Annotated in this window: 21 protein-coding genes and 4 tRNA genes; 14 read left to right on the top strand and 11 right to left on the bottom strand. The window is 66.9% G+C overall.

Going from position 1 to position 20105, the window contains the following annotated elements; all coding sequences use genetic code 11:
• Positions 1-21: 21 nt before the first annotated feature.
• Positions 22-801, bottom strand: coding sequence for a phosphatase PAP2 family protein (locus RCF13_RS01125; RefSeq protein WP_308140742.1), 780 nt, complete (start codon positions 799-801; stop codon positions 22-24).
• Entirely contained in the window at positions 782-2047 is a 1266-nt protein-coding gene (gene ispG, locus RCF13_RS01120; RefSeq protein WP_061480288.1) for a flavodoxin-dependent (E)-4-hydroxy-3-methylbut-2-enyl-diphosphate synthase, read from the bottom strand. Before ispG ends, RCF13_RS01125 begins: the two co-directional genes overlap by 20 nt.
• Positions 2048-2161: 114 nt before the next feature.
• Between ispG and RCF13_RS01115 the strand changes: the two genes are divergently transcribed.
• Both RCF13_RS01115 and RCF13_RS01110 read left to right on the top strand, forming a co-directional pair.
• On the top strand, positions 2162-3388 hold the full coding sequence (locus tag RCF13_RS01115) for an ATP-binding protein (RefSeq protein WP_049414674.1): 1227 nt from the start codon (positions 2162-2164) through the stop codon (positions 3386-3388).
• Entirely contained in the window at positions 3385-3948 is a 564-nt protein-coding gene (locus tag RCF13_RS01110) for a response regulator transcription factor (protein ID WP_005409063.1), read from the top strand. Before RCF13_RS01115 ends, RCF13_RS01110 begins: the two co-directional genes overlap by 4 nt.
• Positions 3949-3980: 32 nt before the next feature.
• Here RCF13_RS01110 and pgi read toward each other — a convergent pair whose 3' ends face one another.
• The 6 genes from pgi to pcnB all read right to left on the bottom strand — a co-directional run bounded on the left by pgi (position 3981) and on the right by pcnB (position 9588).
• Positions 3981-5495, bottom strand: coding sequence for a glucose-6-phosphate isomerase (gene pgi, locus RCF13_RS01105; RefSeq protein ID WP_049439728.1), 1515 nt, complete (start codon positions 5493-5495; stop codon positions 3981-3983).
• Positions 5492-5872, bottom strand: coding sequence for an aspartate 1-decarboxylase (gene panD, locus RCF13_RS01100; protein WP_006432456.1), 381 nt, complete (start codon positions 5870-5872; stop codon positions 5492-5494). Before panD ends, pgi begins: the two co-directional genes overlap by 4 nt.
• Positions 5873-6033: 161 nt before the next feature.
• Complete coding sequence (gene panC, locus RCF13_RS01095; RefSeq protein ID WP_061480289.1) at positions 6034-6873, bottom strand: pantoate--beta-alanine ligase; 840 nt, start codon at positions 6871-6873, stop codon at positions 6034-6036.
• Positions 6870-7685 carry a 3-methyl-2-oxobutanoate hydroxymethyltransferase gene (gene panB, locus RCF13_RS01090; RefSeq protein WP_014646749.1) on the bottom strand — a complete coding sequence of 272 codons (816 nt, stop codon included), beginning with the start codon at positions 7683-7685 and terminating at the stop codon, positions 6870-6872. The genes panC and panB overlap by 4 nt, the downstream gene beginning before the upstream one ends.
• A gap of 34 nt (positions 7686-7719) precedes the next feature.
• Positions 7720-8205, bottom strand: coding sequence for a 2-amino-4-hydroxy-6-hydroxymethyldihydropteridine diphosphokinase (folK, locus tag RCF13_RS01085; protein WP_061480291.1), 486 nt, complete (start codon positions 8203-8205; stop codon positions 7720-7722).
• Between the two features lie 3 nt (positions 8206-8208).
• Positions 8209-9588: a polynucleotide adenylyltransferase PcnB gene (gene pcnB / locus RCF13_RS01080; protein WP_181357839.1), complete on the bottom strand. Its 1380-nt coding sequence runs from the start codon at positions 9586-9588 to the stop codon at positions 8209-8211.
• A 46-nt stretch (positions 9589-9634) separates the two neighbouring features.
• On the opposite strand from pcnB, the gene RCF13_RS01075 reads away from it, so the two are divergent.
• Positions 9635-9709, top strand: a tRNA-Glu gene (locus tag RCF13_RS01075).
• A 537-nt stretch (positions 9710-10246) separates the two neighbouring features.
• Here the strand turns inward: RCF13_RS01075 and RCF13_RS01070 are convergent.
• Complete coding sequence (locus RCF13_RS01070; protein WP_134967728.1) at positions 10247-11671, bottom strand: sugar porter family MFS transporter; 1425 nt, start codon at positions 11669-11671, stop codon at positions 10247-10249.
• A gap of 194 nt (positions 11672-11865) precedes the next feature.
• Here RCF13_RS01070 and fdxA point away from each other — a divergent pair, with 194 nt between their 5' ends.
• On the top strand, positions 11866-12189 hold the full coding sequence (gene fdxA / locus RCF13_RS01065) for a ferredoxin FdxA (RefSeq protein ID WP_005409054.1): 324 nt from the start codon (positions 11866-11868) through the stop codon (positions 12187-12189).
• Positions 12190-12358: 169 nt separating this feature from the next.
• Here the strand turns inward: fdxA and RCF13_RS01060 are convergent, their stop codons facing one another.
• Both RCF13_RS01060 and dapA read right to left on the bottom strand, forming a co-directional pair.
• Complete coding sequence (locus RCF13_RS01060) at positions 12359-12874, bottom strand: hypothetical protein (protein WP_005416115.1); 516 nt, start codon at positions 12872-12874, stop codon at positions 12359-12361.
• Between the two features lie 32 nt (positions 12875-12906).
• Positions 12907-13800 carry a 4-hydroxy-tetrahydrodipicolinate synthase gene (dapA, locus tag RCF13_RS01055; protein WP_061480294.1) on the bottom strand — a complete coding sequence of 298 codons (894 nt, stop codon included), beginning with the start codon at positions 13798-13800 and terminating at the stop codon, positions 12907-12909.
• Positions 13801-13964: 164 nt separating this feature from the next.
• Here dapA and RCF13_RS01050 point away from each other — a divergent pair, with 164 nt between their 5' ends.
• The 10 genes from RCF13_RS01050 (at position 13965) to RCF13_RS01005 (ending at position 19904) form a co-directional block, all read left to right on the top strand.
• On the top strand, positions 13965-14525 hold the full coding sequence (locus RCF13_RS01050) for a glycine cleavage system protein R (protein WP_005409051.1): 561 nt from the start codon (positions 13965-13967) through the stop codon (positions 14523-14525).
• Positions 14526-14604: 79 nt separating this feature from the next.
• Positions 14605-15084 (top strand): peroxiredoxin, encoded by a 480-nt coding sequence (locus RCF13_RS01045; RefSeq protein WP_005416113.1) that lies wholly within the window; start codon positions 14605-14607, stop codon positions 15082-15084.
• Positions 15085-15168: 84 nt separating this feature from the next.
• Complete coding sequence (locus tag RCF13_RS01040; RefSeq protein ID WP_005409049.1) at positions 15169-16569, top strand: PhoH family protein; 1401 nt, start codon at positions 15169-15171, stop codon at positions 16567-16569.
• Positions 16566-17072: a hypothetical protein gene (locus RCF13_RS01035; RefSeq protein WP_111201579.1), complete on the top strand. Its 507-nt coding sequence runs from the start codon at positions 16566-16568 to the stop codon at positions 17070-17072. Before RCF13_RS01040 ends, RCF13_RS01035 begins: the two co-directional genes overlap by 4 nt.
• Positions 17073-17084: 12 nt before the next feature.
• Entirely contained in the window at positions 17085-17753 is a 669-nt protein-coding gene (locus tag RCF13_RS01030) for a YoaK family protein (protein WP_134967729.1), read from the top strand.
• Between the two features lie 107 nt (positions 17754-17860).
• The gene (gene thiD, locus RCF13_RS01025; protein WP_049412883.1) at positions 17861-18670 is read left to right on the top strand and encodes a bifunctional hydroxymethylpyrimidine kinase/phosphomethylpyrimidine kinase; all 810 of its coding nucleotides are present in this window, start codon (positions 17861-17863) and stop codon (positions 18668-18670) included.
• Entirely contained in the window at positions 18667-19593 is a 927-nt protein-coding gene (locus tag RCF13_RS01020; protein WP_061480297.1) for an alpha/beta fold hydrolase, read from the top strand. Before thiD ends, RCF13_RS01020 begins: the two co-directional genes overlap by 4 nt.
• Positions 19584-19660 (top strand) — tRNA-Arg (locus tag RCF13_RS01015). The genes RCF13_RS01020 and RCF13_RS01015 overlap by 10 nt, the downstream gene beginning before the upstream one ends.
• A 58-nt stretch (positions 19661-19718) precedes the next feature.
• Positions 19719-19795: transfer RNA gene (locus RCF13_RS01010), tRNA-Arg, on the top strand.
• Positions 19796-19827: 32 nt separating this feature from the next.
• Positions 19828-19904 (top strand) — tRNA-Arg (locus RCF13_RS01005).
• Positions 19905-20105: the final 201 nt, after the last annotated feature.

Raw genomic sequence — 20105 nt, 5'->3', positions numbered from 1 at the left:
TGCAACGAAACAACTGATCTATTACGTAGACGCCGCGGAAGGGTCATCCACGTCACCCCCCTGTGATGATGCTTCGCTGGCCGTCGCTGGCGGCAAATCCCGACGTCGCCAAGGATGCCGGCGACTGAACATGACCAGATAGCACCCTACCACCCAAACCAGCGCGGCACACCATCCGGCCAGGATGTCCGAGGGATAATGCACGCCCAGATAGACCCGTGAGACGCTCACCAGCAGGCTGAACGGGGGCGCCAGCAGCAGTACCGGCCAGCGCCAGCGTGTATTCCAGGCCAGCAGCACCAGGGTCGCGGCAAGGGTCATCGAGCCCATGGCGTGCCCGCTGGGGAAGCTGAACGTCGATTCCGGCGCAATCGACTCCCACAGGCTGGGGCGCTGGCGCTGGAAGAAGTGCTTGCTGCCCATGTTCAGCAACGCCGATCCCACGAAACTGACCGCGACGAAGGTCGCCTCGCGCCAGCGCCGGTAGCCCAGCAGCGCACCGATGATCAGCACGTCAGCAGGGATCAGGAACCACTCGTAGCCCAGTTTCGAGATGAGCACGAAGAAGCGGTCCAGCCATGGCGAATGCAGGCCATGCATCTGCCACAGCAGCGGCGCATCGAAATGGAACGATTCAAATTCGTGCACTTCGTCCGCCAGGGCGACGAAGCCGGCCAGCGGCAGCAGCACGCCGCCGAACAGCAGGACCAGGCGCCAGGCATTGCGCGCCATCCAGTGGCGGAAACCGGAGGCGGACTCCGGTGCGGCGAGGATCGCAGGCTTATCCGGCGCTTCGGACATATTTGTGTTCGACGTAATCGTCGATCAGGGCGACGAACTCCTGGGCGATGTTGTCGCCACGCAGGGTCACCTTCTTCTCGCCATCGACGAATACCGGTGCCGCCGGCGTCTCGCCCGTGCCCGGCAGGGAGATGCCGATGTTGGCATGGCGCGACTCACCCGGCCCGTTGACGATGCAGCCCATCACCGCCAGGGTCATGTTCTCCGCACCCGGGTGGTGGATCTTCCACAGCGGCATCTTCTCGCGCACGTGGTTCTGCACCACTTTGGCCAGTTCCTGGAAGAACTCGGAGGTGGTGCGGCCGCAGCCCGGGCAGGCCGTGACCAGCGGCGTGAAGGCGCGCTGGCCGGTGGTCTGCAGCAGTTCCTGGGCGACGATCACTTCCTGCGTGCGCGACTGGCCCGGCTCCGGGGTCAGCGAGATGCGGATGGTGTCACCGATGCCTTCCTGCAGCAGCACGCTCAGCGCTGCCGACGAGGCGACGATGCCCTTGCTACCGATACCGGCTTCGGTCAGGCCCAGGTGCAGGGCGAAGTCCGAGCGCTGGGCCAGGTCGCGGTACACCGCGATCAGTTCCTGCACGCCACTGACCTTGGCCGACAGCACGATGCGATCGCGCGGCAGGCCGAGTTCCACCGCCTGCTCGGCCGAATCCAGGGCCGAGCGGATCAGCGCTTCGCGCAGCACGCGGCCGGCATCCCAGGGCTGTTCGCGCAGGCTGTTCTCGTCCATCAGCTTCGCCGCCAGGGCCTGGTCCAGCGAGCCCCAGTTGGCGCCGATGCGCACCGGCTTGTTGTAGCGGATCGCGAACTCGATCAACTGGGCGAACTGCAGGTCCTTCTTCTTGCCGAAGCCGACATTGCCCGGGTTGATGCGGTACTTGGCCAACGCTTCCGCACATGCCGGCTCGGCGGTGAGCAGCTGGTGGCCGTTGTAGTGGAAGTCACCGATCAGCGGTACATCGATACCCATCATCGCCAGCTTGTCGACGATGCGCGGAATGGCCGCAGCGGCTTCCACGGTGTTGACGGTCAACCGCACCATCTCCGAGCCGGCACGCCACAACTCGGCCACCTGCTTCACGCTGGAGGCCACGTCGGAGGTATCGGTGTTGGTCATCGACTGCACCACCACCGGCTTGCCGCCGCCTACGGTGACCCCGCCGATCTGGACGGCATGGGTCTGGCGACGGGGCCAGGCGGTGGCATCGGAGGGGGGAGTCGGGCGGGTGACGGCGTCGTGCATGGGCGCATTCTACCGCCCACTCCCGCATTCGGGGTGACTCGCATTCAGCCTGCGGCACGGCTGCGGCCGATTGTCGCAGGCATGTACACGCATGAACGCATACGATGAGCGTGAATGACCGGTCCCGACGCCCCGTTTCTCCGTACCCTGTGCAGCCTGCGCTGGCTTGCCGTAGGCGGCCAGGCCGCCACCATCCTGGTCGCGACCTGGGTGCTGGGCCTGCCGTTGCCGCAGCTGCCGTTGTGGGCCGGCGTGGCGGTGCTGGCCCTGTTCAACGTCTACACCCAGCTGCGCCCGGAAGCGGCCGACACTGCGCCGCTGACCGCATTCGGCCATATCCTGGTGGACGTGATCATCTTGACCTGGATGGTGGGCTGGAGCGGCGGCATGGCCAACCCGTTCAGTTCACTGTTCCTGATCCTGATCGCGCTGGCCGCGTTCGCCCTGCCCCTGCGCTGGGCACTGGCGGTCGCGCTGGCCTGCCTGCTCGGCTACGCCGCCAGCGGCATCTTCGGGCAGGCGCTGCCGGACGGCTACTTCCGCGCTCAGGACCTCAATCGCTGGGGCGTGGTCGCCAACTTCCTGATTTCCGCCACAGTGGTGCTGGCCTTCTCCACCCGCCTGGCACTGGCCCTGCGGGAGCGCGAACTGGAACTGTCGGCGCTGCGTGAGCGCTTCGCCCGCAACGAGGGCATCGTCGCCCTGGCCACCCATGCCGCCTCGGTGGCACATGAACTGAACACGCCGCTGGCGACCATGACCCTGCTCGCCGACGATGTCGCCGAGCGCAGCGAAGAGCCGGAAGTCCGCGAGGACATGGAAACCCTGCGCGAGCTGCTGGTGCAGTGCCGCGAGCGCGTGCTGGCACTGGCCGCACCGGCTTCGGCCGATGCACCGGGTCGCAGCCACTCCAGCGCCCAGCAGGTGCTGGAGCAATGGCGCCTGGTGCGACCGACCATCGACCTGCATCGCAACGACGATGCGCCGCTGCGGCTGCCGCTCGACCCGGGCGTAGGCCACCTGCTGATGGTCCTGCTCAACAATGCCGCCGATGCCGGCGAGAAGGCCGGCCGGCCGCGCGTGGACCTGGACCTGCGCATCGAGGGCGACGACCTGATCGGCGAAGTACGCGACTACGGCCATGGTTTCGACGCCCGTGCCGCCGTGCTGCCGGGCAAGCTGTTCGGCAGCAGCAAGAGCGAGGGCATGGGCGTCGGCCTGGCCCTGTCCCATGCCACCATCGAACGCCTCGACGGCGAGATGTGGATGCGCCCGGCCCAAGGGGCCGGCAGCCGCGTCGGCTTCCGCCTGCCGCTGGCCCCACGCGAGGAAACCCCATGAGCGCCTCAACCCTTGGTCTGCTGGTCGACGACGACGAGCTGTACCTGCGTACCCTGCAGCGCAGCCTGGCCCGCAAGGGCCTGGAAACACAGACCGCACAGGATGCCGCCAGTGCCCTGGCACTGGCCCGCCAGCATCCGCCGGCGTTCGCGCTGATCGACCTGAAGCTGGGCAGCGATTCCGGCCTGGCGCTGATCCAGCCGCTGCGCGCACTGCGCGCGGACATGCGCATCCTGCTGGTGACCGGCTATGCCAGCATCGCCACCGCAGTGGAGGCGATCAAGCTGGGCGCGGATGATTACCTGCCGAAGCCGGCCACGGTGCCGATGATCCTGCGCGCGCTTGGCGAGGAGGACGACGGCCCGGCCGACGACGGCGAAATGGAAGTGCCCGATGCGATGACGCCGATCAGCCGCCTGCAGTGGGAACATATCCAGCAGGCGATGCACGAGACCGGCGGCAACGTGTCAGCGGCCGCACGCCTGCTCGGCATGCACCGGCGCTCGCTGCAGCGCAAGCTGGCCAAGCGGCCCAGCCCGGAACGCGATCCGAGCCGGTGAGACGCCACGCCGTGCACCGGTAGTGCCGGGCATCAGCCCTTCAACTGCGCCAGGATCTCGCGGGTCATCGGATCGGCAACCGCCACATCCTCGCCCTGCAGCGCCGGCAACAGGCCACTGGCCAGCTGCTTGCCCAGCTCGACACCGAACTGGTCGAAGGCGTTGATGTTCCAGATCACCGACTGCACGTATACAGCGTGCTCGTACATGGCGATCAGTGCACCCAGCGCCTGCGGGGTCAACGCGTCGAGCAGGATCAGCGTACTCGGCCGGCCTCCCGGGTAGTCGCGGTGCGGATCTTCGCTGCCCTGGCCATTGGCCAGCGCTTCGGTCTGCGCCAGCAGGTTGGCCAGCAGGGCCTGGTGATTGATCGTGTAGGGATCATCGTTGTGCACGCAGCCGATGAAATCGGCCGGAACGATGCTGGTGCCCTGGTGCAGCGCCTGGAAGAAGCTGTGCTGCACGTCGGTCCCTGCCCCGCCCCACCACACCGGCACGGTGTCGACGGTGACCGGCTGGCCGTCGCGCTGCACGCGCTTGCCCAGGCTTTCCATCACCAGCTGCTGCAGGTAAGCCGGCAGCAGCGCCAGGCGCTGGTCGTAGGTCATCACCGCGTGCGTGGCATGGCCCAGCAGGTTGCGGTTCCAGATGTCGGTGAGGCCGTGCAGCACCGGCAGGTTGCGCTCCAGCGGTGCATCCAGCGCATGCGCATCCATCTGCGCGGCGCCTTCCAGCAGCTGCTCGAAACGCTCGAAGCCGATCGCCAGCGCGATCGGGAAACCCACCGCCGACCACAGCGAATAACGGCCACCGACCCAGTCCCACATCGGCAGCACGCGATCGGCGGCGATCGCGAAGGCCTTGGCAGCGCGCTCCGGATTGGCGCTGACCGCATACAGGCGCTCGCTGCCGCCCAGCCAGTCGTGCAGGATCTGGCCGTTGAGCAGGGTTTCCTGGGTACCGAAGGTCTTGGAGATCAGGATGCCGGCAGTCTTCGCCGGATCCAGCGTGGCCAGCGTGCGCTGCATGGCGGCGCCGTCCACATTCGACACGAAATGCACACGCAGGCGCGCACCGGTGACCGGGCGCAGCGCATCGGCGACCAGGCGCGGGCCGAGGTCGGACCCCCCGATGCCGACACTGACCACATCGGTCACGCCACTGTCTTCCAGCGCGCGCACCAGCACGCCCATGCGCTGGCGGATGCCGCGCGCGGTGGCATAGGCCTCGGCCGCCACCGGCGCATCGACCACGTCGCCACGCAGCGCGGTATGCAGCGCGGCGCGGCCTTCGGTCAGATTGACCTGCTCGCCGCGGAACAGGCGGGTGATGGCGCCGCCGACATCACGGTCGGCGGCCAGCGCCAGCAACGCCTGCAGCGCCGCGGCATCGTACTTCTGGCGGGCGAAGTTGACGTACAACGGACCGACCCGCAGCGCCAGGTCCTGCACGCGGCCGGGTTCGGCGGCGAGCAGGCTGGGAATGCTTGCGCCCTTCAGGCGCTGGGCGTGGGAATGCAGCGAGTCGAATCCGTTGTTCGTTGTCATGCGGCCTGGGTCGGGATCGTGTCGTTGGTGTGGGTGATCTGGTTGTTGCCATCAACGTACACCAGCTTCGGCTTGAAGCTGTCAGCTTCCTGCTCGGTCATGCTGGCGAACGCGGCGATGATGATGATGTCGCCGACCTGCACGTGGCGCGCGGCGCCACCGTTGAGCGAGACAACGCCGCTGCCGGCTTCGGCGCGGATGGCATAGGTCGAGAAGCGCGCACCGTTGGTCACGTCCCAGATATGCACCTGTTCGAACTCGCGGATGCCCGTGGCAGCCAGCAGGTTGTCGTCGATGGCGATCGAGCCTTCGTAGTTCAGCTCGGAATGGGTGACGGTGGCGCGGTGGATCTTGGTCTTGAGCAGGGACAGGTGCATGGGGGCGCTGCAACGGCAAAGGAAAGAGCGGATTCTAGCACCCGCACAGCGCGGGGCATTACGGCCGGCAACCTGTTCAGGTAGGCGGTGAAACCGGGGGCGGATCCCTTTTCCCCTGGGAAAGGGATCTGACCCCATGCATCGCGCGGCACAGCCGGAACTCAGAACTCCAGGTTGTCGATCAGCCGGGTGGTACCCAGCCGTGCGGCGATCAGCGCCACCCGGCCGCCGCCGTCGAAGGTCGGCTCGGCCAGCTCCGGAGTGCGCAGCACCGCGTAGTCAACCTGGAAACCGGCCGCCTGCAACGCGGCAGTGGCCTCGGCCTCGATGCGTTCACGTGCCTGCCCGGCCACGTAGCCTTCGCGCATGCCCAGCAGGGTCCGGTGGATGGTGGTCGCGACCGGACGCTGTTCGGCGCTCAGGTACTGGTTGCGCGAGCTCTTGGCCAGGCCGTCCTCGTCGCGCACGATCTCGGCGCCGACGATCTGGACCGGGAACGACAGCTCGGCCACCATCTGCTTGATCACGGCCAGCTGCTGGTAGTCCTTGCGACCGAACACGGCCACGTCCGGCTGCACCTGCAGGAACAGGCGTGCCACCACCGTGCAGACGCCATCGAAGTGCCCCGGACGGCTCGCACCTTCCAGCACTTCACTCACGCCCGGCGCGTGCATGCGCGTGGTCTTGTCCACGCCCAGCGGGTACATCGCCTCGACGCTGGGCAGCCACACCGCATCGCAGCCTGCCTGCTCCAGCCCGGCCACGTCGGCCTCGGGCGTGCGCGGGTAGCGGCTGAAGTCCTCGTTCGGCCCGAACTGGGTCGGGTTGACGAAGATGCTCGCCACCACCTTGTCGGCGTACTGGCGGGCCAGGGCCACCAGCGAATGGTGGCCCCCATGCAGGTTGCCCATGGTCGGCACCAGCGCCACGCGCAGGCCCTCGCGCTTCCACTGGGCGATCTGCCCGCGCAGCGCGCCGAGCTCGTTGAAGGTCTGGATCATTGGGCGTAGGCGTGCTGTTCGTCGGGGAAGCTGCCATCGCGCACGGCGTCGGCAAACGCGCGGGTGGCACCGGCCACCGAGCCGCCTTCGGCAAGGAAATCCTTGACGAACTTGGGACGGCGATGGCCACTGTCCAGGCCGAGGAAATCGTGCAGCACCAGCACCTGGCCATCGCACTGCGGGCCAGCACCGATACCGATGGTCGGCACATCCACCGCAGCGGTCACTTCGGCGGCGACGGGGGTCGGCACGCATTCGAGCACCATGATGCTGGCGCCTGCGGCGGCCACCGCCCTGGCATCCTCCACCAGCTGGCGCGCAGCATCGCCGCGGCCCTGGATCTTGAAGCCGCCCAGGCGCAGCACCGATTGCGGGGTCAGGCCCAGGTGCGCGCAGACCGGAATCTCGCGCTCGACCAGGTAGCGGATGATGTCGACCTTGAAGCCGGCACCTTCGATCTTGACCATCTCGGCACCGGCCTGCAGCAGCTGCAGCGATGCATCCAGCGCGCGTTCCGGGGTGGCGTCGGCGCCGAACGGCAGGTCGGCCACCAGCAGCGCTCGCTGCAGTACGCGGGCCACGGCGCGGGTGTGGTAGACCATGTCGGCCACGGTCACCGGCAAGGTCGAATCATGGCCCTGCACGACCATGCCCAGCGAATCGCCGATCAGGATCAGATCAACGCCATTCGCGTCGAAAGTGCGGGCGAAGCCAGCGTCGTAGGCGGTCAACATGACCAGCTTCTGGCCATTGCGCTTGGCCTCGGCCAGGGCGGGAACGGTCCAGGGCTTGCTGTCTGCGTGGGTGCTCATGTGCTGATAACCGGGGGAGATAACCCGGTCATTATCACCCTATCGGCGCAATCCCGCAGGCATCCACCCGCACCACTGCATCCCGCACGCTGCCATGACCGGGAATGGCCAGATCAGGCGCGATTTCGGCCAGCGGCACCAACACGAAGGCGCGCTCGTGCAGGTAGGGATGGGGTACCTGCAGACCGGGCTGATCGAGGACCTGCGTGCCATACAGCAGCAGGTCCAGGTCCAGCGCGCGCGGCCCCCAGTGCACCGCCGGATCGCGCACGCGGCCAAAGCCCCGCTCCAGCGCCAGCATCGCCTGCAGCAACTCATCGGCCGGCAAGGTGGTTTCGACCGCAGCCACGGCATTGACGAACGGCGGCTGGTCTTCATTGCCCCAGGCCGGCGTTGCATAGAGCCGCGAGGCCTGTCGCAGGCGCGTTCCCGGCAGGCCATCCAGCGCGGCAATCGCCGCGCCCACGGTCGCGGCCGCGTCGCCAAGGTTGGCGCCGAGGCCGATCCAGGCGAGGGTCATCGCTTACTCGCCCGCCGCAGCAGCACCGGGACGTCGACGGCGACGGCGGCGCTTGCGCGGTGCCCCGCTCTCGTCATCGCCGTCTTCACTGTGCATCGCATCCAGCGACGACTCCAGCTCGCGACCGGACTGCGCCTGTGCTTCGCGCCAGAACTCGACATCCACTGCATGCTCGGACGAAGCGACCTGGCGCAGGCTGAGGAAATCGAACGCGGCGCGGAAGCGCGGGTGGGTCAGGGTACGGAACACGCGCTTGCGCTGGCGCGAGCTGAAGCGCGACTGCAGCAGCCAGATCTCCTGCATCGGCAGCGAGAAGCGGCGCGGCAGCGCGATGGTGCTGAGCTGCTGCACGGTGACCCGGTCGGCGGCGCGGCGCTGCGCCTCTTCCGGTGCCACCCCCTGCTTGAGCAGGGTCGCCTGTGCGCGGCAGAACGCCGGCCACAGCAGCAACGCGAACAGGAACGCCGGCGAGACCGGCTCGTCGTTGGCCACGCGGACATCGGTGTTGGCCAGGCCTTCGACCAGCATGCGGCGCAGCGCGCCGGTGCGGTTGGACTTCAGCGCCTTGGCGCTCTCCGGGAACAGCACGTCCAGCAGGCCGTAACGCTCAAGGCCTTCGAAGCTGGCCACACCGTGCCCGGACAGGAACAGCTTGAGCACTTCCTCGAACAGGCGCGCCGGCGCGGCTTCATTGAGCAGGCCGGCCAGGTGCGGGATGGGCGCAGCGGTCCCCTCTTCGATCTGGAAGCCGAGCTTGGCCGCCAGGCGCACCGCACGCAGCATGCGCACCGGGTCTTCCCGATAACGCTGCTCGGGATCGCCGATCAGCTTCATCAGGCGCGCCTGGACGTCTTCGAAGCCGCCGGTGTAATCACGCACCGAGAAGTCCTCGATGGCGTAGTACAGGGCGTTGCAGGTGAAGTCGCGGCGGATGGCGTCGTCTTCGATGGTGCCGTACACGTTGTCGCGCACGAGCATGCCGTTTTCCATCTCGCGGTCGCCGCTGCCGTCATCGCTGTTGGCACGGAAGGTGGCGACTTCGATGATTTCGCGGCCGAACACTACGTGGGCGAGGCGGAACCGACGACCGATCAGGCGGCAGTTGCGGAACAGCTGCTTGACCTGTTCGGGCGTGGCATCGGTGGCCACGTCGAAATCCTTGGGTTGGCCATTGACCAGCAGGTCGCGCACCGCGCCGCCGACAAGGTAGGCGCCGAAGCCGGCATCGCGCAGGCGATAAAGCACGCGCAGGGCGTTCGGGCTGATGTCCTTGCGGGAGATCGTGTGCTGGTCGCGCGGGATGACGCGCAGGCTGAACGGTGATGTAGCAGGGGAAATGATGTTGGCGCTTCCGGTTGAAGTTTCGGGATTGCCCAATGGCATCGAGGTGCATATACTAGCGCTCCTGCCTCGGCAGCGACACAGTTACGCTCCCTTCGTCTAGTGGTTAGGACGTGGCCCTCTCAAGGCTAAAACAGGGGTTCGAGTCCCCTAGGGAGCGCCAGTCGCCGCAGCAGGAACCGAAAAAGCCCGCCTTGTGCGGGCTTTTCTGTTTTCCGGGGTTTGCATTGGCATCGGTCGGCCTGGTCGCAGTAGCGCCTCCCTGTCCCTGCGCGGGAGGGGGCGGGCCACCCTGGCCTGGACACGCAAAAGCCCATCCATGGTGCTCGATGGCGCCTTGCTCGCGTGCGCTGTCCTGCGCACGCGGCAAGACTAGGGTTGGGCTCCTGCCCAACCCGTCGGGCGCATGCGCCCAACCCATGGCGCCAACGGTCCAGTCAAGGGTGACCCCCCCCCTCCTGACAGTTTCCCGCGACGGCGGCACGAACAGCCTCGTTCCTCCGCAGCCAATTCAATCCCGACGCGCAGACCTGCGTCCGCCACCCGCAATGTGTCGAGAGGCTGCAGGCCAGCCGATCCAGGACCGTTGGCGCCATGGATGGCGCCATCGAGCCCCATGGATGGGTTTACGGCGTGTCCTGGATCGGCTGGCCTGCAGCCTCCCCACGGAGAAAGGAGGCGCTGAAACACGGGCCGGCCGTCAGCCTTCCATCTGCTCCAGCTCCTTGCCCTTGGTCTCGCGCACGTAGCGGACCACGAAGACGATCGAGAGGATCGCCGCGACGGCGTAGATGCCATAGGCGCCGGCCAGGCCGATGCCGGCCAGCAGCATCGGGAACGTCACGGTGATCGCGAAGTTCGAGGTCCATTGCGCCGCACCCGCCACCGCCAGCGCCGGGCCGCGGATCTGGTTGGGGAACATCTCGCCCAGCATCACCCACATCACCGGGCCCCAGGACATGTTGAAGAACACCACGTAGACGTTGGCTGCCACCAGCGCCAGCCGCCCCATGCCATCGGACAGCTGCAGGCGCCCATCGACAAGGCTGCCGCTGGCAAACGCCGCCACCATCAGCACCAGCGCCACCGACATGCCGACCGAGCCGATCCACAGCAGCGGCCTGCGCCCAATGCGGTCGATCAGCAGTACCGTCAGCAGGCAGGCACCGATGCTCAGCGCGCCGGACAACACGTTGATCAGCAGCGCGTCGCTTTCCGAGAAACCCACCGCCTGCCACAGCACCGCGCCGTAGTAGAACACCACGTTGATGCCGACCAGCTGCTGGAACATGGCCAGGCCGATACCCACCCAGAGGATCGGGCGCAGCTTGCCAGTGGCCTTGTTGCGCAGGTCGCCGAAGCGCGGCTTGTGCTGGTCCTGGGCCAGGCTCGCCTCGATCTCGGCCTGCTTGGCGGTGGCCCCGGCCTCGCCGTACAGCCGCGCCAGCACCGCCCTCGCCTGCCCCTGGCGCCCCTTCAACACCAGGAAGCGCGGGCTTTCCGGGATCACCAGCAACAACAGCAGGAACAGCCCCGAGGGCAGCGCCTGCATCCAGAACATCCAGCGCCAGGCCTCATGGCCCAGCCAAAGGGGCGCGGTCGAGGCGCCGGCGGCACGCGCCAGCAGGTAATTGCTGAGGAAGGCCGCAAACAAACCGCAGATGATCGCCATCTGCTGCACCGTGGCCAGCCGGCCGCGGTAACGCGCCGAGGCGACTTCGGCGATGTAGGCCGGTGACATCACGCTGGCCGCGCCCACCGCGAAACCGCCCAGCACGCGGGCGGCGATGAACAGCCAGGACGCGTGGGCCGCGCCGGCACCGAGCGCCGAGACAAGGAACATCAGCGCGGACACGATCAGGACACCGCGGCGCCCCAGGCGATCACCCAGCCACCCGGCCAGGAAGGCGCCGATCGCGCAGCCCAGCAGCATCGAGGCGACTTCGAAACCGAGCGCCGCCTCACTGGAGTTGAAGGCCTGGCGGAGGCCATCGACCGTGCCATTGATGACACCACTGTCGAAACCGAACAGGAATCCACCAAGGGTGGCCACGCAGCTGATCAGGACGATGAATGCAGTGTTCTCACCGCCCTGGGGCGCGGTGCTGGGCTGGGTTTGGGACATGGACGATCCTGCTGGGAAGGGAGTCCGGCCACGGTGGGCGACCGAGTGCCCCGCAGCGTCGCACAGCCCCCGCCGTGCCGCCAATGACTCCCACGGTCGCGCCTGCCAGACGCCCGTTTTCCGCCCCGCGCCGACACCGGGGGCCAACCTGTTCTAGAATTGGCGGGTTCAGGAATCGATCCACCCCCAAGCCCATGCCCTTTGTCGTCACCGAAAACTGCATCAAGTGCAAACACACCGATTGCGTGGAAGTGTGCCCCGTGGATTGCTTCCACGAAGGCCCGAACTTCCTGGTGATCGACCCGGATGAGTGCATCGACTGCACCCTCTGCGAGCCGGAGTGCCCGGTCAATGCGATCTTCCCGGAGGACGATGTTCCTGCCGGACAGGAAGGCTTCGTTGCCCTCAACGCCGAGCTGGCGAAGGAGTGGCCGGTGCTGACCGTGCGCAAGGACCCGCCCGCCGACGCCGGCGAATGGGATGGCAAGCCGGACAAGCTGAAGCTGCTGGAGCGCTGAGAAGCGCCTGCTGCGACAACGAAAAAGGGCGCCTTGGGCGCCCTTTTCCATTTCCGGTAGCGCCGGGCCATGCCCGGCGGATCCTGGGCCGCGCTTCAAGCTCGCCGGGCTTGGCCGGGCGCTACCCAAGGCGGGTGCGGACCAAGGCCCGCAGCCACCCGACCAGCCCTTACTGGGCGAGCTTCGCCTTCAGAGCGGCGATCAGCTTCACCGGCGCTTCGGCGGTGGCCGGCAGGCCACGCGGGTCAACCGCGGAGATGTAGGCGCCGGCATCGACGGCCACTACGCGGACCAGGAAGTTGCTGCCCTCGTAGGCCACGTCGTACGAACCCAGCAACTGCGCGCGGCTGGCGATGGTCACGCCCTCCACGCCTTCCAGCGCGGTACCGACCTTGGCGAAGGCTTCATCCTTGCCACCGGCAATGGTGAAACCGGTGCTGCCGGCTGCCGGAGCCGCAGCAACCGGCGCCGCCGGCTTGGTGGCCGAGGCCAACGTCGGCACCTTGTTGTCGGTGGTGGCATTGGGCAGGTTCAGGTCCGGCGGCACTTCCAGCGGACGCATTTCCGGGGCCAGGGCGTAGTCGCCCTTGGCGCCGCGCTTGAAGCAGCCGGTGGTGCCGGCAGCGACCGCCACAGCAAGCAGGGCATAGGACAGCACGCGGACGGTGGAAACGGATTGACGCATGTGAATCTCCTGGGTCAGACCAAGACGGAAGGTCAGTGGCTGGAAAGGGCTTCGAGGGCGGCGATGTCGCCGGCAAGATGGTCGGCAGCCGGATGATGCGCTGCCGACAACGGCAGCAGTGGCAGGCGCAGGTCGTGACCGATGCCGATGCGGCGCAGCAGCGCCTTGACCGGGATCGGGTTCGGTTCGACGCCGCAGAAATCATGGAAGGGATGCAGGCGCGCATCCCACGACGCGGTGGCTTCGTGGTCGTGTGCGGCGGCCAGCTCGCACATCCGGCGGTAGGCACCGGGAAGCACGTTGGAACCCACTGAGATCAGGCCGTCGATACCGGCCTGGATCGAACGCGCGGCCGTACCGTCGTCACCGCTGAGCACGGCGAACTGTGGGCTGCGCAGAGCGAGCAGCGCCTGCACCCGGCCGGTGTCACCCACCGCCTCCTTGATGCCGACGATGTTGGGGTGGCTGGCCAGCTCGGCCACGGTCTCAGGCTGCATGTCGCAACCGGTACGGCCGGGCACGTTGTACAGCACGACCGGCAGCCCACCCTGGTCGGCCACCGCACGGTAGTGCGCGATCAGGCCGGCCTGGGTGGGGCGCACGTACGGCGGCGTGACCACCAGCGCGTGGCTGGCGCCGAGGGCGGCGGCACGACGGGTCTGTTCGATGGTCTTGGCAGTGCCCGAAAGACCGGTACCGGCCATGACCGGAATGCGGCCGCCGATGCGCTCGACCGCGCTGGCCAGCAGCAGGTCGTACTCGGCGTCGGTGAGGGTTGCCGCTTCGCCGGTAGAGCCGGCTACGACAACACCATGGACGCCACCTTCCAGTTGCAGGTGCAGCAGGCGCTGCCAACCGTCGGGATCGAGGGCGCCGTCGGCCCGGAACGGGGTCGCCAGCGCGGTGATGAGGCCGGAAAGGGACAAGGACGTGCTGCTCTTGGCTGGGAAGGGAAAACGCCCGCCACGAAAGGCCGGGGGCGACTTGAATGTTACTTGCGGCGCGAAAGCACGGGCAAGTATGCTGGACACCGGTGGATCCCCGCCTCTGGCGGGCATTCAGACTAACGCATGCATTACCCGGAATCGCCTTGACCGACACCACCCCGCGCCCCGCGCCGAGCGAAAACCACCTCCTGATCAACGCCTATACGACGCATCCGGAGTCCCCCCTGCTGTCCGTCACCCGCCGCATCGCCGACAGCGGCTGCAATCTGGTGGATGCACGCCTGGCCACGGTCGGCCGCGATGTCTCGGTCACCGCCCTGGCCACCGGCTCCTGGGACTCGGTGGCCAAGCTTGAGGCGATGCTGACCCGGCTGGAGCGCGAGGAAGGCCTGAAGCTGGTCTGGTACCGCACCGCCGCCAAGCAGGCGCAGTCCAACCTGCTGCCGTACATCGTCGAAGTGATCGCCGCCGACAAGCCGGGCATCCTGTTCCAGCTGGCCGACTTCTTCGACCGCCAGGGCATCACCATCGAGAACCTGCAGAGCACGCGCTACCGCGCCATGCAGACCGGCGCGGAAATGTTCAGCGCACAGGTCACCATCGGCGTGCCGGCCAACATGCATATCGCCGCGCTGCGCGACGATTTCCTCGAGTTCTGCGACCACCTGAACCTGGACGCGATCATGGATCCGATGAAGTTCTGATTCTTCGCGCGTCTCTCACGGGCGCGTGGCGTTTCATGTAGCTGTAATGGCAAGAACCCAGGCTCGACAGAAGGACCTCATGAACAACGGCGACACCCTGGACAGCACCACCCTCTCCCTGCCGCTGGCCCTGTCCGGCGGCGACCAGGCCACCCTCGGCGACTATGCCGGCCAATGGCTGGTGCTGTACTTCTATCCCAAGGACAGCACCCCGGGCTGCACCACCGAAGGCATCGACTTCAACGCCCTGCTGCCGAAGTTCAGGAAAGCCGGCGCCGTCGTGCTGGGCGTCTCGCGCGACTCGGTGAAGTCGCACGACAACTTCTGTGCCAAGCAGGGCTTCAATTTCCCGCTGGTCAGCGATGGCGACGAAGCGCTGTGCACCGCCTTCGACGTGATCAGGATGAAGAACATGTACGGCAAGCAGGTACGTGGCATCGAACGCAGCACCTTCCTGATTTCCCCCGACAGCCGCATCGTGCAGTCCTGGCGCAAGGTCAAGGTTGCCGGCCATGCCGATGCCGTTCTCGCCGAACTGAAGGCCTCCCAGTCCAAGTGAGTCCCACTGCCTACTGTGTCTGCCATCACCCTGCCCCGCAGCAGGCCGTGGTGGTTTTTCCCTGTCCGTAACCAGGAATCGACGATGACCCGAGGCAAGCGCATCTACGTGCTGGATACCAACGTGCTGATGCACGATCCGACCGCGCTGTTCAAATTCGAGGAGCACGACATCTACCTGCCCATGCAGGTGATCGAGGAGCTGGACAACGGCAAGAAGGGCACCTCCGAAGCGAGCCGCAACGCCCGCCAGGTGAGCCGCTTCCTCAACGAGCTGGTACAGGAATCCGGCCTGGACAACCTGGCCGACGGCATTCCGCTGCAGCGCCCCAACGGCCTGCAGCTGCGCGGCAAGCAGAGCGCCGGCAAGCTGCGCTTCCAGACCAGCCATTTCGACGCGGGCAAGAGCTTTGGCAAGGTCATTCCGGACAATGCCATCCTCGGCGCGATCCTGGCCCTGAAGGAAGAAACCCCCGACCTGCCGGTGGTGTTCGTCTCCAAGGACATCAATCTGCGGATCAAGGCCGCCATCGCCGGCATCGTGTCCGAGGACTACGAGAACGATCGCGCGCTGGACGATTTCAGCCTGCTCTACACCGGCGCTACCGAGCTGCCGGAAGACTTCTGGAAACGCCACGGCGACGACCTGCGCAGCTGGAGCGACAAGGGCCGCTCGCATTACGAAATCCAGGCGCAGGACGGCGAGGAGTGGTATCCGAACCAGTACGTCTACCTGCCGGGCGAGGATGAAGTCGAGCTGCGCGTCAGCCGCGTGGTCGGCGATGGCAAGGTGGTGCTGTCGCTGGTCGATGATTTCCGCCACGGCAGCCACGCCGTGTGGGGCATCAGCGCACGCAACCGCGAGCAGAACTTCGCCCTCAACGCACTGATGGACCCGGAGATCGACTTTGTCACGCTGCTGGGCACCGCCGGCACCGGCAAGACCCTGCTGGCACTGGCCGCCGGCCTGGCGCAGACAATGGACCAGCAGCGCTACCGCGAGATCATCATGACCCGCGCCACGGTCAGCGTCGGCGAAGACATCGGCTTCCTGCCCGGTACCGAGGAAGAGAAGATGACGCCGTGGATGGGCGCGTTGACCGACAACCTGGAAGTGCTCACGCACAACCAGGAAGGCGGCACATGGGGCCGCCAGGCCACCAACGACCTGCTGGCCAGCCGCATCAAGATCCGCTCGATGAACTTCATGCGCGGCCGCACCTTCCTGTCGCGCTACCTGATCCTGGACGAGGCGCAGAACCTCACCCCCAAGCAGATGAAGACGCTGATCACCCGCGCCGGCCCCGGCACCAAGATCGTCTGCCTGGGCAACGTCGAGCAGATCGACACCCCGTACCTGACCGAGACCACTTCGGGCCTGACCTACGCGGTGGACCGCTTCAAGAACTGGCCGCATAGTGCGCACATCACCCTGCGCCGTGGCGAGCGTTCGCGCCTGGCCGATTACGCTTCGGAGGTGTTGTGAACCGCTGCACGCGCCTGTTGTTGCCCACGGCTGCGATCACCCTCGCCGCCGTGCTCGGTGCCTGTACGACCACGCGCGGCCCGGCCAGCGTGCCCACCGCCGAGCGCACCGGCCAGTCCTGGGTGGTCACCCGCCCGATCATCGCCGCGCAGGTGCTCGACACCTGCTCGCGCCCCAGCCCCGGCCGCGAGGCCGGGCGGGTGTCGGGCTACTGGGCGCCCAGCCGGCAGCAGGTCGACCAGCTGGAGGCGAAGCTGTCGTCGCTGGAAGCGCAGGTCCCGAAGGTGCTGGGCTTCGACCGCCAGTACGTCGGCATCGAAAGCGCCGGCAAGCGGCTGATCTACATCAACGCCTTCCACCTGCCCGACGACAGCGGCATCAATCCGGCCCGCGAAGCGATCCGCGTCTGCGATGGCGGCGCACAGTTCTGGGGCGCCGTGTTCGACCCGGCCAGCAACACCTTCAGCGAGCTGCAGTTCAACGGCGGCTTCGGCGGGCCCTGAGGGGCCTCGCCGATGGGAATACGCCTGCCCACCTGGGTCTGGATCGGCGCGGTCGCACTCTCGTGCGTGGCCGGCATGGTCAACGTGGTCGGCTTCCTCGGGTTCGAGCATCAGGCGGTCAGCCACATGACCGGCAGCACCAGCCAGCTCGGCATGGCATTGGCCCAGGGCGACTGGCGCGCGGTCGGCCACCTGTGGGGCCTGCTGATCGCGTTCTCGCTGGGCGCGATGCTCAGCGGCCTGCTGATCCAGGACAGCACCCTGCAGCTGGGCCGGCGCTACGGCGTGGCACTGGCGCTGGAATCGGCTCTTTTGCTGGTGGCCATTCCGCTGTTTGAAGAGCACCAGATCTGGGGCGCACTGGCGGCCGCCATGGCCTGCGGCCTGCAGAATGCAATGGCTACGACCTTCAGCGGCGCGGTGGTGCGCACCACCCATCTCAGCGGCATGTTCACCGATCTCGGCATCGGCCTGGGCCACCTGCTGCGCGGGCTGCCGTTGCAGGTACGACGACTGACCCTCAGCGGCCTGATCATCAGTGGCTTCCTCGCCGGCGGCGTGATCGGCGCTTGGCTGTTCACGCGCTGGCAGTACGACGCCCTGCTTGCTCCCGCCCTGCTCACCGGCCTGACCGGCCTGGGCTATGTGATGTACCAGCAGTGGGCGCGTTGGCGGCATTGAGGGCCGCGCTGCGGGGGTCAGATCCCTTTTCCTGCGGAAAAGGGATCTGACCCCATCTACCGGCAGTGACGCTACCGCCTTTGCGGTGACCACGGCACAATCGCCTGATGAGCCCGACCACTCCCGTATCCGCCCTCACCATCGCCGGCTCCGACTCCGGCGGTGGCGCAGGCATCCAGGCCGACCTGAAGGCCTTTGCAGCACATCGCGTGCACGGACTCTCCGCGATCGCCGCACTGACCGCACAGAACACCCGTGGCGTCATCGCCGTGCATGTGCCGCCGATCGATTTCCTGCGTGCACAACTGGATGCCTGCTTCGATGACTTCGACATCCATGCGGTGAAGCTCGGCATGCTGGCCAACACCGAAGTGATCAATGCCGTCGCAGATGCGTTGGAGCGCCATCGCCCACCACACGTGGTGCTGGACCCAGTGATGGTCGCCACCAGCGGCGCGCGCCTGCTGGAAGACAACGCTCTGCAGGCAATGCGTGAGCGGCTGATCCCGCTGGCCACGCTGATCACCCCGAACACGCCGGAAGCGGAGCTGCTGGCCGGACGGAAGATCGGGAACGGCGATGACGCCGAACAGGTGGCCTCCGCCCTGCTCGACCTGGGTGCCGGTGCGGTGCTGCTGAAAGGTGGCCACCTGCAGGAAGGCAACCGCGTAATCGACCGCTACTTCGACGGCGTCAGCAGCGAAGAATTCATCCACGCCCGCCTGCCGCTGGATGCGCACGGCACTGGCTGCACGCTGGCCTCGGCCATCGCCGCGCAGCTGTGCAACGGCCTGAGCCTGGCCAACGCCTGCGAAGCCGGCATCGACTACGTTGCGCGCGGCCTGCAGCAGGGCTATGCCCCCGGCCGCAGCGAGGTACTGGTGCTCGACCACTTCGGCGCGGCACCGCACGCATGAACCTGACGCCGGCCCTCCTTCCAGTGCAGTGCAACGACGGGCATCGCTACGAAGTGATGGCCTGCATGCCCGCACAGCCCATCGCCCGCTTGTTGTGGCTGCCAGCGCTGGGTGTGGCCGCGCGCCACTACCTGCCGCTGGCACAGGCGCTGGCAGCGAAGGGCGTGGCGGTCTACCTGCATGAGTGGCGCGGCAACGGCAGCAGCTCACTACGCCCGTCGCGCGCGCAGGACTGGGGCTATCGCGAGGTACTCGAGCAGGATCTGCCGGCCAGCCAAGCGGTCATGGCGGCCGCAGACGAGGAAGCAGGCCCCCTGCCCTGGATCATCGGTGGCCACAGCCTGGGCGGGCAGCTGGCCTGCGTGCACGCCGGCCGCAACCCTCTGCACTTCCATCACTTGTGGTTGGCGGCCAGCGGCTCACCGTTCTGGCGTGGATTCCCGCCACCGCGCGGCTGGCTGCTGCCACTGGTCTACCGCTTCCTGCCGTGGATCGCGCAGCGCCAGGGCGTGCTGCATGGCCGTCGTCTCGGCTTCGGTGGCACCGAAGCACGCGGACTGATCGCCGACTGGGCGCGCGTCGGCCTGAACAACCACTACGCTGCCGCGGGCATGGGTGAAGACCTCGACGCACAGATGACGCGCGTGCACGGCAGCGCACAGGCCGTACTGATGGAACACGACTGGTTGGCTCCGACCGGATCGATGCAGGCGTTGCTGGCAAAGCTGCCGAATGTGGACGCGAAGCTGCGCGTGCTGTCCGCGCAGGAACTGGGCACGCGCGCCGATCATTTCGCCTGGCTGAAGGCACCGGATGCCGTGGCGAACAGCTTTTTCATTCAGTTGGATGAAAATTTTCACAAAACTGTTGACGGTGTGCGCCGACATCCGCATAATTCCGCTCCTGTCGCAGGGCGCCCGTAGCTCAGTTGGATAGAGTACCTGGCTACGAACCAGGCGGTCGGGAGTTCGAATCTCTCCGGGCGCACCACTCGACAGGTTTTCAGCATCCTCCGCTGGAAATGTTTTAAAATTTGATTGTGTACCGCGCGCCCGTAGCTCAGTTGGATAGAGTACCTGGCTACGAACCAGGCGGTCGGGAGTTCGAATCTCTCCGGGCGCACCATACACAGTCGGCACAACAAGTTTATGTAATTGGCGCCCGTAGCTCAGTTGGATAGAGTACCTGGCTACGAACCAGGCGGTCGGGAGTTCGAATCTCTCCGGGCGCACCATTACACCGAAACAGCAGGCCTCGGCCTGCTGTTTTTTTATGTGTGTTTTTTCGGCAGGGCTGCGCCCTGCACCTGCAGATGCTTCAAGCCAAGGCAACGACAACGGCAACAGCAAAAGCTGGCATTCCGTGCTTTGGCGGGGCGGTGTCGGAGTGCGGGGACGCCGCCACTACGTCCCAGTAGGCTTGGCAGCCGCAACCA

Origin of the sequence: Stenotrophomonas maltophilia group sp. RNC7, from assembly GCF_030910085.1 — a bacterium.
Lineage (GTDB): Bacteria > Pseudomonadota > Gammaproteobacteria > Xanthomonadales > Xanthomonadaceae > Stenotrophomonas > Stenotrophomonas sepilia.
The sequence above is the reverse complement of the archived record's forward strand: the minus strand, read 5'-3'. Positions and strand labels throughout refer to the sequence as shown.

Coding starts and splice junctions, on each gene's coding strand:
- RCF13_RS01020 (WP_061480297.1), top strand. CDS start 18,667: ATGAACCTGACGCCGGCCCTCCTTCCAGTGCAGTGCAACGACGGGCAT.
- RCF13_RS01110 (WP_005409063.1), top strand. CDS start 3,385: ATGAGCGCCTCAACCCTTGGTCTGCTGGTCGACGACGACGAGCTGTAC.
- RCF13_RS01030 (WP_134967729.1), top strand. CDS start 17,085: ATGGGAATACGCCTGCCCACCTGGGTCTGGATCGGCGCGGTCGCACTC.
- RCF13_RS01045 (WP_005416113.1), top strand. CDS start 14,605: ATGAACAACGGCGACACCCTGGACAGCACCACCCTCTCCCTGCCGCTG.
- panB (WP_014646749.1), bottom strand. CDS start 7,685: ATGAGCACCCACGCAGACAGCAAGCCCTGGACCGTTCCCGCCCTGGCC.
- folK (WP_061480291.1), bottom strand. CDS start 8,205: ATGACCCTCGCCTGGATCGGCCTCGGCGCCAACCTTGGCGACGCGGCC.
- pgi (WP_049439728.1), bottom strand. CDS start 5,495: ATGACAACGAACAACGGATTCGACTCGCTGCATTCCCACGCCCAGCGC.
- thiD (WP_049412883.1), top strand. CDS start 17,861: ATGAGCCCGACCACTCCCGTATCCGCCCTCACCATCGCCGGCTCCGAC.
- panD (WP_006432456.1), bottom strand. CDS start 5,872: ATGCACCTGTCCCTGCTCAAGACCAAGATCCACCGCGCCACCGTCACC.
- RCF13_RS01040 (WP_005409049.1), top strand. CDS start 15,169: ATGACCCGAGGCAAGCGCATCTACGTGCTGGATACCAACGTGCTGATG.
- RCF13_RS01125 (WP_308140742.1), bottom strand. CDS start 801: ATGTCCGAAGCGCCGGATAAGCCTGCGATCCTCGCCGCACCGGAGTCC.
- ispG (WP_061480288.1), bottom strand. CDS start 2,047: ATGCACGACGCCGTCACCCGCCCGACTCCCCCCTCCGATGCCACCGCC.
- RCF13_RS01070 (WP_134967728.1), bottom strand. CDS start 11,671: ATGTCCCAAACCCAGCCCAGCACCGCGCCCCAGGGCGGTGAGAACACT.
- fdxA (WP_005409054.1), top strand. CDS start 11,866: ATGCCCTTTGTCGTCACCGAAAACTGCATCAAGTGCAAACACACCGAT.
- panC (WP_061480289.1), bottom strand. CDS start 6,873: ATGATCCAGACCTTCAACGAGCTCGGCGCGCTGCGCGGGCAGATCGCC.
- pcnB (WP_181357839.1), bottom strand. CDS start 9,588: ATGCCATTGGGCAATCCCGAAACTTCAACCGGAAGCGCCAACATCATT.
- RCF13_RS01115 (WP_049414674.1), top strand. CDS start 2,162: ATGACCGGTCCCGACGCCCCGTTTCTCCGTACCCTGTGCAGCCTGCGC.
- RCF13_RS01060 (WP_005416115.1), bottom strand. CDS start 12,874: ATGCGTCAATCCGTTTCCACCGTCCGCGTGCTGTCCTATGCCCTGCTT.